At 66.0% G+C, this 16,950-nt stretch carries 16 protein-coding genes and 1 tRNA gene; 1 reads left to right on the plus strand and 16 read right to left on the minus strand.

The features are described 5' to 3' along the window. Positions 1–105: 105 nt before the first annotated feature. Both rlmB and rnr read right to left on the minus strand, forming a co-directional pair. Positions 106–861 carry a 23S rRNA (guanosine(2251)-2'-O)-methyltransferase RlmB gene (gene rlmB, locus C935_RS0107695; RefSeq protein ID WP_018861934.1) on the minus strand — a complete coding sequence of 252 codons (756 nt, stop codon included), beginning with the start codon at positions 859–861 and terminating at the stop codon, positions 106–108. 11 nt (positions 862–872) lie between these two features. Further along, positions 873–3,353 (minus strand): ribonuclease R, encoded by a 2,481-nt coding sequence (gene rnr, locus C935_RS0107700; protein WP_018861935.1) that lies wholly within the window; start codon positions 3,351–3,353, stop codon positions 873–875. A 241-nt stretch (positions 3,354–3,594) separates the two neighbouring features. Between rnr and C935_RS0107705 the strand changes: the two genes are divergently transcribed. Further along, a tRNA-Leu gene (locus tag C935_RS0107705) sits at positions 3,595–3,681 on the plus strand. Between the two features lie 134 nt (positions 3,682–3,815). On the opposite strand, the gene C935_RS0107710 is transcribed toward C935_RS0107705, so the two are convergent. The 14 genes from C935_RS0107710 to C935_RS0107775 form a co-directional block, all read right to left on the minus strand. Next, the gene (locus tag C935_RS0107710) at positions 3,816–5,111 is read right to left on the minus strand and encodes an adenylosuccinate synthase (RefSeq protein ID WP_018861936.1); all 1,296 of its coding nucleotides are present in this window, start codon (positions 5,109–5,111) and stop codon (positions 3,816–3,818) included. 4 nt (positions 5,112–5,115) lie between these two features. After that, positions 5,116–6,300 carry an ATP phosphoribosyltransferase regulatory subunit gene (locus tag C935_RS0107715; protein ID WP_018861937.1) on the minus strand — a complete coding sequence of 395 codons (1,185 nt, stop codon included), beginning with the start codon at positions 6,298–6,300 and terminating at the stop codon, positions 5,116–5,118. 129 nt (positions 6,301–6,429) lie between these two features. Then, complete coding sequence (gene hflC / locus C935_RS0107720) at positions 6,430–7,314, minus strand: protease modulator HflC (RefSeq protein WP_018861938.1); 885 nt, start codon at positions 7,312–7,314, stop codon at positions 6,430–6,432. Beyond that, entirely contained in the window at positions 7,314–8,534 is a 1,221-nt protein-coding gene (hflK, locus tag C935_RS0107725) for an FtsH protease activity modulator HflK (protein ID WP_018861939.1), read from the minus strand. The genes hflC and hflK overlap by 1 nt, the downstream gene beginning before the upstream one ends. A gap of 124 nt (positions 8,535–8,658) precedes the next feature. After that, on the minus strand, positions 8,659–9,039 hold the full coding sequence (gene acpS, locus C935_RS0107730) for a holo-ACP synthase (RefSeq protein ID WP_018868424.1): 381 nt from the start codon (positions 9,037–9,039) through the stop codon (positions 8,659–8,661). 7 nt (positions 9,040–9,046) lie between these two features. After that, a complete protein-coding gene (locus C935_RS0107735; RefSeq protein WP_018861941.1) occupies positions 9,047–9,814 on the minus strand; it encodes a pyridoxine 5'-phosphate synthase in 768 nt (255 codons plus the stop codon). Between the two features lie 36 nt (positions 9,815–9,850). Continuing rightward, positions 9,851–10,510 (minus strand): DNA repair protein RecO, encoded by a 660-nt coding sequence (locus C935_RS0107740; RefSeq protein ID WP_018861942.1) that lies wholly within the window; start codon positions 10,508–10,510, stop codon positions 9,851–9,853. A 16-nt stretch (positions 10,511–10,526) separates the two neighbouring features. Beyond that, on the minus strand, positions 10,527–11,438 hold the full coding sequence (gene era / locus C935_RS0107745; protein WP_018861943.1) for a GTPase Era: 912 nt from the start codon (positions 11,436–11,438) through the stop codon (positions 10,527–10,529). A gap of 5 nt (positions 11,439–11,443) precedes the next feature. Further along, positions 11,444–12,154 carry a ribonuclease III gene (gene rnc / locus C935_RS0107750; RefSeq protein ID WP_018861944.1) on the minus strand — a complete coding sequence of 237 codons (711 nt, stop codon included), beginning with the start codon at positions 12,152–12,154 and terminating at the stop codon, positions 11,444–11,446. 25 nt (positions 12,155–12,179) lie between these two features. Further along, positions 12,180–12,536, minus strand: a complete 357-nt coding sequence (locus C935_RS0107755; RefSeq protein ID WP_018861945.1) for a DUF4845 domain-containing protein — start codon at positions 12,534–12,536, stop codon at positions 12,180–12,182. A 79-nt stretch (positions 12,537–12,615) separates the two neighbouring features. After that, positions 12,616–13,386 carry a signal peptidase I gene (gene lepB, locus C935_RS0107760; RefSeq protein WP_018861946.1) on the minus strand — a complete coding sequence of 257 codons (771 nt, stop codon included), beginning with the start codon at positions 13,384–13,386 and terminating at the stop codon, positions 12,616–12,618. A 48-nt stretch (positions 13,387–13,434) separates the two neighbouring features. After that, a complete protein-coding gene (gene lepA / locus C935_RS0107765; RefSeq protein WP_018861947.1) occupies positions 13,435–15,240 on the minus strand; it encodes a translation elongation factor 4 in 1,806 nt (601 codons plus the stop codon). Continuing rightward, the gene (locus C935_RS0107770) at positions 15,237–15,476 is read right to left on the minus strand and encodes a glutaredoxin family protein (protein WP_026278721.1); all 240 of its coding nucleotides are present in this window, start codon (positions 15,474–15,476) and stop codon (positions 15,237–15,239) included. Before C935_RS0107770 ends, lepA begins: the two co-directional genes overlap by 4 nt. A gap of 49 nt (positions 15,477–15,525) precedes the next feature. Further along, positions 15,526–16,944 carry a DegQ family serine endoprotease gene (locus C935_RS0107775; RefSeq protein WP_018861949.1) on the minus strand — a complete coding sequence of 473 codons (1,419 nt, stop codon included), beginning with the start codon at positions 16,942–16,944 and terminating at the stop codon, positions 15,526–15,528. Between the last annotated feature and the right edge of the window lie 6 nt (positions 16,945–16,950).

Here is a 16,950-nt window from a genome sequence, read left to right on the forward strand (position 1 = left end):
CGCCGCCGCGGCTGGCTGCACGAAGGCGAGAACCAGGGCCACCACCAAGGCCAACAGCAACCGCCACTGCACTGAACCGGATCGCACGCACATTCCAGGAGCATATCAGCGCTGACGCTGACGCCGGACCTCGAACAGCGTGATACCGGTCGCCACCGAGACGTTCAGACTCTCCACCGTGCCAGCCATCGGGATCCTGGCGAGATGATCGCAGGCCTCGCGGGTCAGGCGCCGCATGCCCTCGCCCTCGGCCCCCATCACGATCGCGGTCGGCGGCCGCAGATCCACCGCATAGAGGTCCTCGCGCGCGGCACCGTCCAGGCCCACGGTCCACATGCCGGCCTCCTTCAATGCCGCCAGGGTCCGCGCGAGGTTGCCGACGGCGACCACCGGCACGGTTTCCGCCGCGCCCGAGGCGACCTTGATCGCCGCCGGCGTGAGCGCCGCGCTGTGGTGTCGGGGTGTCACGATCGCACCCGCGCCGGCCGCGTCCGCGGTGCGCAGGCAGGCGCCCAGGTTGTGCGGATCGGTCACCCCGTCCAGCACCAGCACGAGGTCCAGCCCGTCCTGTACCCGCCGGACCAGGGTCTTTTCCTCCATCACCGGGCGCGGGGCGCAATGCACGATCACGCCCTGATGCTGGAAACCGGGGTGGTGCTGGTCGAGCTTGTCGCGCCCCGCCCGCTCGATCGAAATCCCGCACGCCTGAGCCTGCTCCAGCAAATGAGCCAGCGCCGGCTCCAGGGTGCCGCTCGCCAGCTGGAGCAGACGCACGCGTTCCGGGGCATGCTGCAGCACGGCGGCGACCGCGTGGATCCCGCCGAAGGACTCACCGCGAGGTCCCTTGCCGCCCTTGCCCATCGCTCAGGTTCCTAGGAGGAGCTGGACGAACGGCGCCGCCGACCACGACGACGCCGGCCGGACTTGCCGCCGGGCTCGCCACCGGCGCCGGACGACGTCTCCGAAGTGTCGGCGGCCGGGGCCTCGGCCGAGGATTCAGCAGCGGACTCCGGCGACCTGCCGCGACCGCGCCCACCGCGACGGCGGCGCTTCTTCTTCGGCGGGGCATCGTCCTGGCCCTGCTCGGGCGCGGCCTCCGGCGCCGGCTGCACGGCCTCGGCGTCCTTGCGTTTGCGGCCACGGCCGCCCTTCTTCTTCGGCGCGGCCTGGGCTTTCGGCTCTTCGGCCAGCGCCAGATCGATCTTGCGATCGTCCAGGCTGACACGCACGACCTGCACACGCACCTCGTCGCCAATACGGAACACGCGACCGCCGCGTTCGCCGGTCAGCGTGTGGCGCGACGGCTCGAAGTGGTAGAAGTCGTTATCGAGTGCGGTCACATGCACCAGGCCCTCGATGTAGACATCCTTGATCTCGACGAACAGCCCGAACCCGGTCACCCCGGAGACCACGCCGTCAAAGGTCTCGCCGACCTTGTCCTGCATGTATTCGGCCTTGAGCCAGGCGACCGCGTCGCGCGTGGCGTCGTCCGCACGGCGCTCCGCCATGGAGCAGTGCTCGCCGAGCGATTCCATGTCGTTGTGCGAATACGGAAAGCCCTTGTTGCTGCCCTTGCGCAGCACATGGCGGATTCCGCGATGCACCAGCAGGTCCGGGTAGCGCCGGATCGGCGAGGTGAAGTGGGCGTAGTCATCCAGCGCCAGCCCGAAGTGGCCGTCCAGTTCCGGGGCGTACACCGCCTGACTCAGCGAGCGCAGCAGCACGGTCTGGATCAGCTGCTGATCGGGGCGCTTCTTCGCCGCCTTCAGCACCTCGGTGTAGTCGCGGGGGCTCGGTTCACTGCCCCCGCCGAGCGTCAGGCCCACGCCATTGAGGAAGTCGCGCAGGTCGTCGACCTTGTCCGTCGGCGGCTGGTCATGGATGCGGTAGAGCGCCGGCACCTTGTGCTTCTTGAGAAAGCGCGCGGCCGCCACATTGGCCATGATCATGCATTCCTCGACCATGCGATGCGCGTCGTTGCGCTCGGTCGGCACGATCTGCTCGATCTTGCGGTCCTCGCCGAACAGGATCTTGGTCTCGGTGGTATCGAAATCGATCGCCCCGCGGCGGTTGCGCGCGGCGTGCAGCGCCTTGAAGACCTCGTGCAGGACCTCCAAATGAGGCATCACGTGGGCGTTCCGCTCGCGCAGGGCCGTGTCCCCGTCGAGCATCGCCGCGACGTCCTCGTAGATCAGGCGCGCATGCGAGCGGATCAAGCCTTCGTGGAAGCGATAGTTCTTCAGCGCGCCACGGGCACCGATCTCCATCTCGCAGACCATGCTCAGCCGGTCCACGTTCGGGTTCAGCGAACACAGCCCGTTGGACAGGACCTCCGGCAGCATCGGGATCACGTTGTTCGGGAAATACACCGAGGTTCCGCGCGTACGTGCCTCGCGATCCAGCGCCGCATCCCGCTCGACATAGTGCGACACATCCGCGATGGCCACCCACAGCCGCCAGCCCTTGCCGTCGCGCTCGCAATACAGCGCATCGTCAAAGTCGCGCGCGTCGTCGCCGTCGATGGTCACGAACGGCTTCTCGCGCAGATCCAGGCGGCCCTTCTTGGCCTTTTCGCTGACCTCGGCGCCCAGCTCGTCGGCCGCCGCGGTCACCTCTTCCGGCCACTCGTGCGGCAGACCGTGGGCACGGATCGCGATATCGATCTCCATACCGGGCGCCATGTGCTCGCCCAGCACCTCGATCACATCGCCGCGCAGGCGTGCAGTGCGCGACGCGGACTCGCGGATGCGTACCACCACGATCTGGTCGTCACCGGCCTCGCCCAGCCCGTCGGGCGGCACGAGGATGTCGTGCGTAATGCGCTTGTTGTCCGGGGTCAGGGTGCCCACCCCGTCCTCGATGCGCAGGCGCCCGACCACCTGGGTGGTGTTGTGCTCGAGCACCTCGACGATGCCGCCCTCGCGGCGACCACGACGATCCACGCCCATGACCCGCGCCAGTACACGGTCGCCATGGAACACCCCACGCATCTGGCGCGGCGAGAGGAACAGATCGTCGTCCTGTTCATCCGGCACCAGAAAGCCGAAGCCGTCCGGGTGCCCGATCACGCGACCGCGAATCAGGTCTTCCTGGTTGACCGGGAGATAGGCGCCTCGGCGGTTGCAAAGGGCCTGGCCATCGCGCTCCATCGCCTTCAGGCGGCGGCGCAGGGCCTCGAGACGGTCGTCGTCGGCAATCTCCAGCCGCTCGGCGATCTCGTCATAGGACAGGGGGTTGTCGGCTTCCTGCAGGAGCCCGAGGATGAACTCGCGGCTGGGGATGGGATTGTCGTACTTCTGCGCCTCGCGCTCGAAATTGGGATCGGCCGGCGCCTTGCTTCTTTTTCTTGGCATTCAAACAACTCGTTGGATGATTCGGTGGCTGCCGGCGCAGAGCCGGCAACACAAGCAACCTATTATGCGGCATGTGAAGATTCGCTGCCGGAGCTTCCGGACAGCAACACGCGACGCCGATCGCGCGTTCGCATCCGTCACCGGCTTCCCGCTGACGGACGTTGACAGGCCTCTGGCCGCGCACTATATTGCGCGCTCCTGAAGCGCAGGATCCGGTTTCTTACCGGCGCTCCGACCTCGTGCCGAGGTGGCGGAATTGGTAGACGCGCTAGCTTCAGGTGCTAGTGAGCGAAAGCTCGTGGAGGTTCAAGTCCTCTCCTCGGCACCATTTCTCTGCTTCCCGAATCCCCGAAACGAAAGCACCCTCGCCAACCATCCAGTTGGATCATGGCGCCCTCGCGCATGCGGCCCGGACCAGCCCGCACCATATGCCGGGACAACTCCCGGGGCGACAGCCCGTGATCAGCGATCGAAAGGATCCCGCATCACCAGCGTCTCGTCACGATCCGGCCCGGTGGAGATCATGTCGATCGGGACACCCACTACGTCCGACAGGCGCTCCAGATAATCCCGCGCGGCCGGCGGCAGTTTGTCGTACTCGCGTATCCCCACGGTGGATTCCTGCCAGCCCGGCATCTCCTCGTAGATCGGCTTGCAGGCTGCATAGGCCTCGGCCCCGGACGGCGGCACCTCGCGACGCTCGCCATCACAGTCATAGCCGACACAGATCTGCACGCTCTCGAGTCCGTCCAGCACATCCAGCTTGGTCATGCACAGGCCGCTGATGCTGTTGATCGCGACCGCACGCTTGAGCGCGACCGCATCGAACCAGCCACAGCGTCGGGCACGGCCGGTAGTGGAACCAAACTCGTTGCCCCGGGTGGCCAGGTGCTCGCCCATGTTGTCGAACAGCTCGGTCGGGAACGGCCCCGCCCCGACACGGGTCGTGTAGGCCTTGGTAATCCCCAGCACGTAGTCGATGTCACGCGGACCGACGCCGGAGCCCGTCGAGGCGCCGCCGGCGGTGGTGTTGGACGAGGTGACGAACGGGTAGGTCCCGTGGTCGATATCCAGCAAAGTGCCCTGCGCACCCTCGAACATCACGTCCTTGCCCTGTGCACGCAACTCGTGCAGCCGCCCGGCCACGTCCGCCACCATCGGCTGCAGCCGCTCGGCGTGCGCCAGGCACTGCTCCAGCACCTCCTGCTGGTCGATGGTCGGGGCCTTGAAATAATGCTTCAGGGCGAAGTTGTGGTAATCCATCACCTCGCCCAGCTTGGCGGCCAGACGTTCGCGATGAAACAGGTCGTCCAGGCGCAGGCCGCGACGCGCGACCTTGTCTTCGTAGGCGGGTCCGATCCCACGCCCGGTCGTCCCGATCGCGGCCTTGCCGCGCGCCTTCTCGCGCGCGTGGTCCAGTGCCACGTGGTAGGGCAGGATCAGCTGGCATGCATCCGACAGGCGCAGTCTGTCGGCCACCGGCACATCCTTGGCCTCCAGTTCCTCCATCTCGGTAATCAGGGCTTCGGGCGAGAGCACGACACCGTTGCCGATCATGCACTCCACACCCGTGCGCAGGATCCCCGACGGAATCAGGTGCAGCACGGTCTTTTCGCCACCAATCACCAGCGTGTGCCCGGCATTGTGCCCGCCTTGAAAGCGCACGACAGCGGCTGCGTCCTCGGTCAGGCGATCGACGATTTTACCCTTGCCCTCGTCACCCCATTGACTGCCCAGTACGACTACGAAACGTCCCATCGGCTCAGTACTCCACTACCGTCCAGGCCCCGTCGCGCAACTGCAGGCACGCATCGGCGGGGGATTCATTGGTTTGCCCTTCCAGATCGCGCACCACACGATTACCGCGCGCACGCAGATCGGCGATGGCGGCCTCCATGGCCACGTCACCGGAGGCCGGCGCGCGCACCGTGCGGCGCGGCACTGGCGGCGCCAGATCGGCCCGGCGCAGCAACTCGCGCAGATCCGTGCTGAATCCGGTCGCGGCACGAGCCCGGCCAAAGACACGGCCGATGTCGTTATAGCGTCCGCCACGTGCGATCGCCTGCCCGGAACCCGGAACAAACACCGCGAACACCAGCCCCGTATGGTAGGCGTAACCACGCAATTCGCCGAGATCGACGTGGAGATCCACATTCGGCTGCGTCGCCTCCAGGCGCTCGGCCACTGCCTGAAGATGATCCAGCGCCGCACCCACCTCGGCCGGTGCGCCGTCCAGGGCCTCGCGCGCGGTCGCGATCACGCCGGCGTCACCATTGAGATCCACCAGCGCACGCAACCGCCGGCAGACGGCCGCATTCATGCCTTCTGCCTCCCATGCTTCGAGGGTCTCTTCGATCTCGGGGACGCTCTTGCGCTGCAACTGGTCGAAGAAGGCCTCCTCGCGTGCGTTGTCCAGACCGGCCTCTCGGGCCAACGCGCGATAGATGCCGACGTGCCCCAGGTCCATGCTGGGTTCGTAAACCCCGCAAACCTCGAGCGTCGCCAGCATCAGACGGATGATCTCGAGATCGGAATCCAGTCCGTCATGGCCAAACAGCTCCGCCCCGGCCTGCAGGGGGCTGCGCGATCCGGACCACTCGTCTGCACGCGTGCGCAGCGTACTCCCGACATAGCAAAGGCGGTTGGGTGCCTCGACCTTCAGACGATGGGCGTCGATGCGTGCCACCTGCGGGGTCAAGTCCGCGCGCACCCCCATCAGCCGACCGTTCATCTGGTCGGTCAGCTTGAAGGTCTGCAGATCCAGCGCGTGGCCCGCGCCCACCAGCAAGGACTCCAGGTATTCCGCCAGCGGCGGCATTACCAGGTCATAGCCCCAGGTGTCGAACTGATCCAGCACCCGGCGCCGCAGGCCCTCCAGGTGCCGCGCAGCGTCCGGCAGCGCCTCGTCGAGGCCATCCGGCAATAGCCAGCGGTTGATCTCGGTCATCTCGTCCCTGCCTTGTCCTTGTGTCACCCGGTAGACAGCAGTGCCCGGCATGACTCGGGCCCGGAAGACCGGGCCCGAGTCAAACGGTCATCACGCACCGGACACCTGCGATGGCGCCCGGCCCCGGTGTTAGCGGGTCGGCAGCGGTTCCGGCCGCTCCCCGCCCGGGGCGTTAAAGAACTGGAAGAACTCCGAATTCGGCTCCAGGATAAAGGTGCTCTTCTCGCCGCTCATGCTGTTGCGGTAGGCGATCAGGCTCCGGTAGAAGCGGAAGAACTCCTCGTCCTCGCCGAACGAGCGGCCCAGCGTCTCGGTCGCGCGCGCGTCACCGGCACCCCGGATCTCCTCGGAGTCGCGGTAGGCATTCGCGAGGATGACCGTGCGGTCACGGTCGGCACGCGAGCGAATACGTTCGGCCTCCTCCTGACCGCGGGCACGGAAATCCTGCGCCACGCGCTCACGCTCGGCACGCATACGCTCGTACACCGACTCGGAGACCTCGTCCGGCAGATCCATCCGGCGCACACGCACGTCCACCAGATTGATCCCCAGCTCCAGCGCTGTCTCCAGCGCCGTCTGGCGCACCGCGCCCAGGATCTCGAGGCGCTCGCCGGCGACGACTTCCTGCAGTTCGTACCGCGCGAACTCGTTACGCATCCCGTCGCGCAGGATCTGCGCGAGGCGCTCCTCGGCCAGACGTTCGTCACCGCGGGTCGAGCGGTAGAACTGGCCGACATCGTCGATCCGCCACTTGGCATAGAAGTCGACGATGATGTTCTTTGCCTCGGAGGTCAGGAACCGATCCGGCGGGATGTTCAGCGTCATGATCCGGGCGTCGAACTTCTCGACGTTCTGGATCAGCGGAAACTTGAAGTGAAGACCGGGCTCGGGGTCGACCTGGCGGATCTCGCCCAGGGCAAACTTGATCACGCGCTCGCGCTCGTCGACGGTGTAGGTCGACAGCGCCACCACGATCCCGATGACAACAACGGCGATACCGGCTATGCGTAGCATTAGCGCACCTCCCGCGAGCGCTGGGCCGCCGGATCGCGGCTACCCAGTCGATTGACACCTGACCCAGTAGTGGCGCCCAGGCCACCGCGGCTGGTATCGATGGGTTGCGGGGTCGGCATCTCACCCGAGTTGGTGCGGGTGCCGGTGCCGCGGAACAGCTGATCCAGCGGCAGCATCATCAGGTTGTTGCTGCTGCCCACGTCGAGCATGACCTTGCGCGAATCCTCGAGCACGGCCTCGACGGCCTCCAGGTACAGACGGTCGCGGGTCACTTCCGGGTACTCCTGGTATTCGACCAGCAACTGGTCGAAGCGGGAGGCATCACCCTCGGCCTGGGCGATCACCTGATCGCGATAGGCCTCGGCCTCTTCGATGATACGGGCCGCCTGACCACGGGCCCGCGGGATCACACCGTTGGCGTAGGCCTCGGCCTCGTTACGGAAGCGGACCTCGTCCTCGCGAGCACGGATGGCATCGGCAAAGGCCTCCTGCACCGGCTCCGGCGGCTGGGCCTGCTGCATGGACACGGCGGTCACCGTCACCCCGGCCCCATAGGCATCCAGACTCTCCTGCATCACCACGCGCGCGGAGGATGCAATCTCCCCACGCCCTTGACCGAGGATGAAGTCCAGATTGGAACGTCCCACGCGCTCGCGAATCGCCGATTCCATCACGTGGTTCACGGTGGAGTCCGGGTTGCGCACGTTAAAGAGGAAGTCAACCAGGTCAAGGATCCGGTACTGCACCGCGATATCAATATCGATGATGTTCTCGTCCCCGGTCAGCATCAGCGCGCGGTGCTCGATGGTCCGCACGTTATCCACGTTGACGATCTCGATGCGCTCGATCGGATACGGCAGATGCCAGCCGGGTCCGGGGTTCTTCACTTCCTGGAAGGCGCCAAAACGCAGCACCACGCCGCGCTCGCCCTCGGAGATGATATGGAATCCGGAGGCCAGCCAGACCACCAGGGCGATGATCAGCCCGAGGCTGACCAGGGCCTGGGTACCACGACCCATGCCACCACCGGAGCTTCCCCCGGAGCCACCGTCGCCACCACCGCCGAAGATCCCGTTCAGCTGGCGCGACAGCTTGCGCATCATTTCTTCCAGATCGGGGGGCTGGTTGCCCCCGCCGCCACCGCTACCACCGCCGCGCTGGCCACCGCCGCCCCCACTCCAGGGGTCGCGGTTACTATTTCCCGGTTCGTTCCAGGGCATGGACTGGACTCCGTCACTCGCTCAGGGCTGACACCATCCGTTCACCCGACACGGATGGGCATAAGGGGCCACATTCTAGGGAGCCGCCCCCACCCGGGCAACCACGCCCGGAGGGAAAAGCGGGTTACTCGTTGCCTTCGATAACCACAAAGGCCTGCGCATACTCGCGCTCGTCGCTAATACTGAGGTGGATGACGCTCACCCCGAGCCGCTCGGCGGTCGATTGCGCGCGGCCTCCCAGCACAAACTCGGGGCGGCCGCGGGCGTCATGGATCACCCCCGCCTCGGACAGTGCCATGTCCGCACCAACCCCGCACCCCAGCGCCTTGGCCAGGGCCTCTTTGGCGGCGAAGCGCCGGGCCAGAAACCCTCCCGGTTGCTCCAGCGGCAAATCCGCACGTTCCACAGGGTGCAGGATACGCTCTGCCAGTCGGTGACCGTGACGATCCCACATGCCTTGCATGCGTGCCACCTGGACGAGGTCGGTTCCGATCCCCAGGATCATGTAGCGATCACACCGGGTACTGGCCGACCGGCAGGCCGGCGCGGGCGGCATCCATCAGCCCGCGCATATGACTGACTGCCTCGGGCAGGCCGGTGAACAACGCGCGCGCCACGATGGAATGCCCGATATTGAGTTCGTGGAACACCGGGTTGGCCGCGATCGGGCGCACGTTGTCGTAATCCAGACCGTGACCCGCATTGATCACCAGCCCAATGGCCTGGCCCGCAGCGGCGGCCTCGTTAATCCCGACGAGCAGGCGTTCACGCTCGGCCGCCTCGCGGGCATTGGCATAGGCCCCCGTATGCAGCTCCACCACCGGGGCCCCGATCGCGACGGCCGCTTCCAGTTGGCGAACATCCGGTTCCACAAACAGCGAGACATCGATCCCGGCCGCGGTCAGCGGGGCGACAAAATCGCGCAACCGCTCGAGTTGCCCGGCCGCGTCCAGCCCACCCTCGGTAGTCAGTTCCTCGCGTTTTTCCGGCACAATGCAGCAGGCCTCGGGCCGCAGTTTCAGTGCGATGGCCTGCATGCCTTCCGTAGCCGCCATTTCGAGATTCATCGGGACGGTCAGGCGCGGCTTGATACCAAACACGTCATCGTCCTGTATGTGACGGCGGTCCTCGCGCAGGTGCAGGGTGATCGAATCCGCTCCGCTCGCCTCGGCCAGGCGCACCGCCTGCATCAGATCCGGATACGGCGTGTGGCGGGCCTGCCGGATCGTGGCGATGTGGTCGAGGTTGACCCCCAGCTTGAGCGATACGGGATGCGACATGATGCGAGTGGCCTTCGTTATGGATCAGGACGTGGGCTACAGCAACGCCCGCGTGCGTAGCGCGCGGCCGGCCAGGTGGTGGTCGATCAGGGCACGCATAAAGTCACGTGCCGAGCGGGCATGATTATCCGGGACCTCCTGCTCCAAGGCCAGCGCCCGCAAGACCTCCCCGGCGACGGCGCCCGCACGACCCGGCTGTGTGGGTTCAAGCCCCCTCTCGGGCTCGTAGCGATACCAGACACCGGACTCAAGGTCGGCAGAATCCAGATGTTCCAGCCCGGAATCGATCGGCAACAGCAGCGCCCACTCGGCGCGGCGCAGCACCACGTCCGCGCGCTCCCGGGCCGCCAGCCGCGCGTAAGCCGTCAACAGGGCCGGCAGCGCCTCGGGGATCGGGGCCTCGCGCGGGTAAAGACGCAGCACGAGTTCGTTCAGGTACAAACCGCAGACCAAAGCCCGCCCGGTCAGCGGAAAGACCCTCTGCTGCTCCGCCACCTGCAGCGTGGGGAGCTCGCCACGGCCGCGCCAGGCCAGATCGAGCAGCACAAAGGGCTGTACCGACCCCGCCTTGCCCCGCACCACCGCCGCCACACGCCCGGCCTCGCCGGTCAGCAGTTCCAGTACACGGCTGTTTTCGCGCAGGGCGCGTGCATGCAGGACCACACCCTGGGTAACCGCCGTCGCCGCGCCACTCATGCGCGCCGCAGAGCCTTCACCGGGGTTCTTCGATGCCCAGCTCGCGCAGGGCGCGCGGGTTCCGGGTCCAGTCCGCCTCGACGCGCACCGTCAGGCGCAGCATGACCTTGCGTCCCAGCAATTCCTCCAGCTGCAGGCGCGCCGCCTGTCCGATGCGCTTCAGACGCTGACCGCCCTTGCCGATCACGATCCCTTTCTGGCTGTCGCGCTCGACCAGGATGACCGCGTCGATATGCGTGGTCCTTGGCTCGTCGGCCCACTGCTCCACGCGCACCGCCACCGAGTACGGAACCTCCTGTCCCAGGCTCTCCAGCAGGGACTCGCGGATCATCTCCTCGGCGCGAAAGCGCTCCGGGCGATCGGACAACTGCTCGGGGTCGTAGAGGAAGGGGCCCGTGGGCAGATGCACCCGAATCTCGTCGATCAGGCCCCCGACGTTGGAACCCGTCTTCGCCGACAGCGGCACGACACCGGCATAGGGCATCGCTTCCATCCGCGCCGCGATAAACGGCAGCAATTCTTCTTTTTCCCGCGCCCGGTCGACCTTGTTGATGACCAGTAGCGCAGGCCGTTCGGACTGGCGAATCAGCTGTTCGATGCGCTCGTCGCCCTCGCCAAAGCGTTCCGCCTCGACGAGGAAACACACCAGGTCGGCGTCGGCCAGGGCCTGGCTGGCCGTGCGGTTCAGTACCCGGTTCACCAGACGCGTGCGTTCGGTGTCGATCCCCGGGGTGTCCATCAGCACGATCTGGTCGTCCCCCTCGGTCACGATGCCGAGGATGCGATTGCGCGTGGTGTGGGGACGCCGCGTGGTGGCCGCCAGCTTCTCGCCCACCAGGCGGTTCATTAGCGTGGTCTTGCCAACATTCGGGCGCCCGACCAGGGCGACCAGACCACAACGGGTCCCGAAATCGGGGGTGCTCTCCATGTCGCTCACTGCTCCTGGGCCTGCTGCTGCAACCGCCGCAGCGCCGCCTCGGCCGCGGCCTGCTCCGCGCGGCGTCGCGACGAACCCTCGCCCCGCTGTCCCCAGCCCTGTGTGGGTAAATGCACGGAGACGGTAAAGCGGCGCTCGTGATCGGGGCCCACCACATCCAGCACCTCGTAGACAGGCAGTTCCGCGTTGCGGCCCTGCAGCTGTTCCTGCAGCCGGGTCTTCGGGTCCTTCAGGGATTCGGCCGAGGGGAGGTTCCTCAGGCGCTCGGAATATAGAGCCAGGGTGAAGTCACGGGCGGCCTGCATACCCGCCTCGCGATAGGTTACGCCGATCAGTGCCTCGACCGCATCGGCCAGGATGGAGTCGCGCCGCTGCCCCCCGCTCTTGCGCTCGCCCTGGCCGAGATTGAGCATCCCCTCGAGCCCCGATTCGCGGGCCAGGGCCGCCAGCGACTCGCGGTTGACCAGGGCCGCGCGCAGGCGGGTGAGGTCCCCCTCTGGCGCGTCCGGCAACTGCTCGTAAAGGGCATCGGCTATAACCAGCCCCAGGACCGCATCGCCCAGAAACTCCAGGCGCTCGTTGTTACGCCCGCCGGCACTGCGATGGGTCAGGGCCTGGCGGATGCCCTCGCCCTCGCGCACAGCCTTCGGCAGCAGATCGCGAAAATCGCGACTCGCGGCAGACCCTTGCAGATGGTGTTCCGACAATCCCACGGTGACTCGTACGAACAGCCTAAGGCGCCAGGGTTTCGCTGCGGGAGAAGCGCGCGACCACATCCACGTTGCCCAGAAACTCGCGGCGGACTTCGTACTCCAGATGCATTTGCCTGCGATCGCCGCTCTCCGTCACGGAGAAGTCATCCTCCTCGATCCCGTCATATACCGAGTTGATCTGGAACCGGCGATTCATCTCGCGCCACAGCTCGCGTTCGCTCTTGTCGGCCGCACCTGGCTGAGCCGCGACGTCCTGCATGATAGAGCGCACAGTGAGGTACTGGGTGTACTGCGTACCCATCTTGATCACGAAGGTCCCGACCAGCAGGGCCAGCAGGATCAGGGCCATCACCGTCAGGGCTCCCGCCCCGCGCATGGAATGTCTGGAATGCTGCATCGCGCTACCCCTTGGTTGCCTGCGCCCCGCGGAACGCGCTAGGGAAACGAAAGTTTCCCTAACGAATCGCCTGGCCAATCCGCGAAAAGTCCCTGTGCCCTTCATTGTAATCCCAATGCAACCAGATAAAGAGGGCACGCCCCACCAGCAGGTCCTCGGAGACAAAGCCCCAGGTCCGGCTGTCATTGGAATTGTCGCGATTGTCGCCGACCATAAAGTAATGACCCTCGGGCACGGTCACCGAACCATCCAGACTCGGGCGCTCCTCGCGCATCAGCGTCGTGTAGGTGCGTCCGTCGAGCGTTTCCTCGTACAGCGACGCCCCCGACATGACTTCCCCGGAGCCCTCGCCCTCGAAGGTTCCCACACGCTCGGCCGACTGCGCCTCGCCGTTGACATACAGCACACGATCACGGAACTCGATGGTATCTCCCGGCAGCCCGATTACCCGCTTGATGTAGTCCTCTTGCGGGTTGCGCGGGTACTTGAACACCACGACCTCGCCACGTTCGGGCTCGCCCATGTCAAAGACCTTGGTACGCGTAACCGGCAAACGGATCCCGTAGGAGAACTTGTTCACCATGATGAAGTCGCCCACCAGCAGGGTCGGCATCATGGATCCCGACGGGATGCGAAACGGCTCGGCCACGAACGAGCGCAGCACCAGCACGATCAGCAACACCGGGAAGAATGATCGCGAGTAGTCCACGAACCACGGCATGCGCGCCTGGCGCTCGGGGCTCAGCCGCCGCCGCAGGAGCACCCAGCCCAGCCAGATCAGGCCCGTTGCGGCCGTGGCCAGTACCAGGATCAGTTCCAGATTCGCCATGTATTGTCCTCATCACCGCCTTGCGGCGTGCCCGCTCCGACCCGGGCGTTATTTGTCGTCGCCGACCGACAGCACCGCCAGGAAGGCCTCCTGCGGCACATCCACCTTGCCAATCGACTTCATGCGTTTCTTGCCGGCCTTCTGCTTCTCCAGCAGCTTGCGCTTGCGCGAGACGTCGCCACCGTAGCACTTGGCCAGCACGTTCTTGCGCATCGCCTTGACCGTGGAACGCGCGATGATCTTCGAGCCGATCGCCGCCTGGATCGCCACCTCGTACATCTGACGCGGGATGATCTTGGCCATGCGCTCGGTCAGTTCGCGACCGCGCGACTCCGCATGGTCACGATGCACGATCCCGGACAAGGCATCCACCCGCTCGCCGTTGATCAGGATATCCACGCGCACCAGCGGAGCGGCCTGGAAGCGCCGCGGCTGGTAGTCGAACGAGGCGTAGCCGCGGGTTGCGGACTTCAGCCGGTCAAAGAAGTCCAGCATCACCTCGGACATCGGCAGTTCATAGGACAACTGCACCTGACGCCCCAGATACTGCATCTTCGTCTGTACCCCGCGCTTCTCGATGCACAGGGTGATCACCGCGCCCACATAGTCCTGCGGCACGAGGATGTTGGCCTCGATGATCGGCTCCCGAATTTCGGCGATCTCGTTGCTCGGCGGCAGCCCGGAGGGGTTGTGCACCATGACCACCTCGCCGTCGCTCTTTTCCACCTCGTAGACCACCGTGGGTGCGGTGGTAATCAGGTCGAGGTCGTACTCGCGCTCTAGGCGCTCCTGCACAATCTCCATGTGCAGCATACCCAGGAAGCCACAGCGAAAGCCGAAGCCCAGCGCCTGCGAGGTCTCCGGTTCGAAGGACAGCGCCGCATCGTTCAGGCGCAGCTTGTCCAGCGCCTCGCGCAAATCGTTGAAGTCGTCCGCGCTGACCGGGAACAGCCCGGCGAACACCCGTGGCTGGATCTCCTGGAATCCCGGCACCGGCTCGTCGGCCGGGTTGTTGAAGTCGGTGAAGGTATCCCCGACCTTGGCCCCGGAGATGTCCTTGATGGTCGCGATCAGATAGCCGACCTCGCCGACCTCCAGGGTCTCGCGGTCCACCGGTTTGGGCGTAAACACACCGACCCGGCTGACCTCGTGGGCGCGTCCGACGGACATTGCCTTGATCTTCTGGCCTGCATAAAAGCGCCCGGCCTTGACTCGCACCAGCGCGACCACGCCCAAGTAGTTGTCGTACCAGGAGTCGATCACCAGCGCCTTGGGCGCTGCCTCGGCATCCCCCTCCGGCGGCGGGATGCGGCGCACGATCTCCTCCAGCAGCTCGGCGATGCCCTCGCCGGTCTTGGCGGAGACCCGCATGGCGTCGGTGGCCTCGATACCGATCACGTCCTCGATCTCGGCCGCCACGCGGTCGGGTTCGGCCGCCGGCAGGTCGATCTTGTTCAGCACCGGGACGACCTCGAGCCCCTGGTCAATCGCGGTGTAACAGTTGGCCACACTCTGCGCCTCCACGCCCTGCGACGCATCGACCACCAGCAGCGCGCCCTCGCAGGCATACAGCGAACGTGACACCTCGTAGGAAAAGTCCACATGCCCCGGGGTATCGATGAAGTTCAGCTGGTAACGCTGGCCGTCCTGGGCGTCGTAGAACAGCGAGACGCTCTGTGCCTTGATGGTGATCCCGCGCTCGCGCTCCAGGTCCATCGAGTCCAGCACCTGCTCGGACATCTCGCGCTCGGTAAGGCCATGGCAGCCCTGGATCAGGCGGTCGGCCAGCGTGGACTTGCCGTGGTCGATATGCGCGATGATGGAAAAATTACGGGTCAGGCGAGTTTCGGTCATGCAGGGGCCAGTAGGTCCAGCAGTGCCTTTCGGTCGAGGAAATGGCAGCAAAGAATGTCGCCGTCGACCGCAAGCACCGGGACCTTCGCGTTGAAACGCGCGCGCAGGTCCGGGTCCTCGTCGATGTCGACGACCTCGAGGACGAAAGTATAACGGCTTTTGAGGGCCGAAAGCTCTGTGAGCATCTGCTCGCAGAGCCCGCAGCCCTCGCGGTGATACAGCGTCAGCGTCCGCATCATGATCGCCGCTGCCCGGGCGCTGGGCGCCCGGACCGGGGCACGATCATCATTCAGACGGGATGCGCAGGGCGATAAAGGTCGGGTTGCCGTCGCGCTGGATCAGGACCGGCACCGTACGCCCGGCACCGGCGGCCTCGATCTGCTCTTCCAGCTCTTCCAGCGAATCCACCGAGTGACGACCGAACTGCACGATTACATCACCCGGGCGAATGCCGGAGGAACGCGCCGGATTGCCCGTCACCTCGGTCACCACCAGTCCGCCGTCCAGACCCAGCTCCTCGGCCTGGGCGGCATCCAGCGGTTCCAGATGCATCCCGAGCAGGCTTTGCGGCTTGGCAGGATCTTCCTGCTCCGGCTGGCGGCCGCCGCGCTCCGCCGCGATATCGTCCGGCAGGCGTTCGATCTCGACCGTAATGGTCCGGGTTTCCTCGCCTCGGCGAATCTCCACCTCGGCCTCGGTGCCGACCGGCGTCCGCCCCACAATCGGCGGCAGGGCGGAGGAGTTCGGGACCTCGATGCCATTGAACTTGAGGATCACATCCCCGGTCTCGAAGCCGGCCTTCTCTGCCGGGCTGTCCGACTGCACCCGGGCAACCAGAGCGCCGCTGGGCTTGTCCATGCCGAACGACTCGGCCAGATCACGCGTCACTTCCTGGATCAACACGCCCAGCCAGCCGCGGGTGACCTCGCCGTGCTCGCGCAGTTGCGTGACGACATCCTCGACCATCTCGATCGGCACCGCGAACGACAGCCCCATGAAGCCACCGGTCCGGCTGTAGATCTGGGCGTTGATGCCCACGACCTTGCCGTCCAGGTTCAACAGCGGACCACCGGAATTACCCGGATTGATCGCGACATCGGTCTGGATGAACGGGACGTAGTTTTCAGTCGGAAGGTTGCGCCCCTTGGCGCTGACGATCCCGGCCGTCACGGAATGGTCGAAGCCGAACGGCGAGCCGATCGCCAGCACCCACTCGCCGACCTTGAGGTCATCCGACGAACCCAGCTCCAGCGTAGGCAGGTCGTCGGCGTCGATCTTCAGCAGGGCCACGTCGCTTTGCGGGTCCTTGCCAACCACCTCGGCATCGAAAACGCGCCGGTCGGAGAGATGGACGACGACCTCGGAGGCCCCCTCCACGACGTGGTTCGCCGTGATGATGTAGCCATCCTCGGTGTAGATGAAGCCAGAACCCAGCGAGCTGCGCTCGGGCATACGGCCTTCACCGCCCTCGCCTCGGCCGCCGCCCGGAGGCGCGCCGAAGAAACGCTCGAACAGATCCTCGAACGGAGAGCCCTCGAAATCGGGGTGCCCGCCCGTCTGGCCACCCTCGCGCTCTCGCGTGGTGGAGATATTGACCACCGCCGGGCTGTGTTCCTCCGCAAGCGGCACGAAGTCCGGCAGCATGCGCGCCGAGGCCGGCAGGGAAAAGGCGAAAAGGATCAGCCCCAGCAGGGCCCATTGCATCGGTCG

Origin of the sequence: Thioalkalivibrio sp. ALJ3, assembly GCF_000377205.1 — a bacterium.
In the GTDB taxonomy this organism is placed as follows: Bacteria; Pseudomonadota; Gammaproteobacteria; order Ectothiorhodospirales; family Ectothiorhodospiraceae; genus Thioalkalivibrio.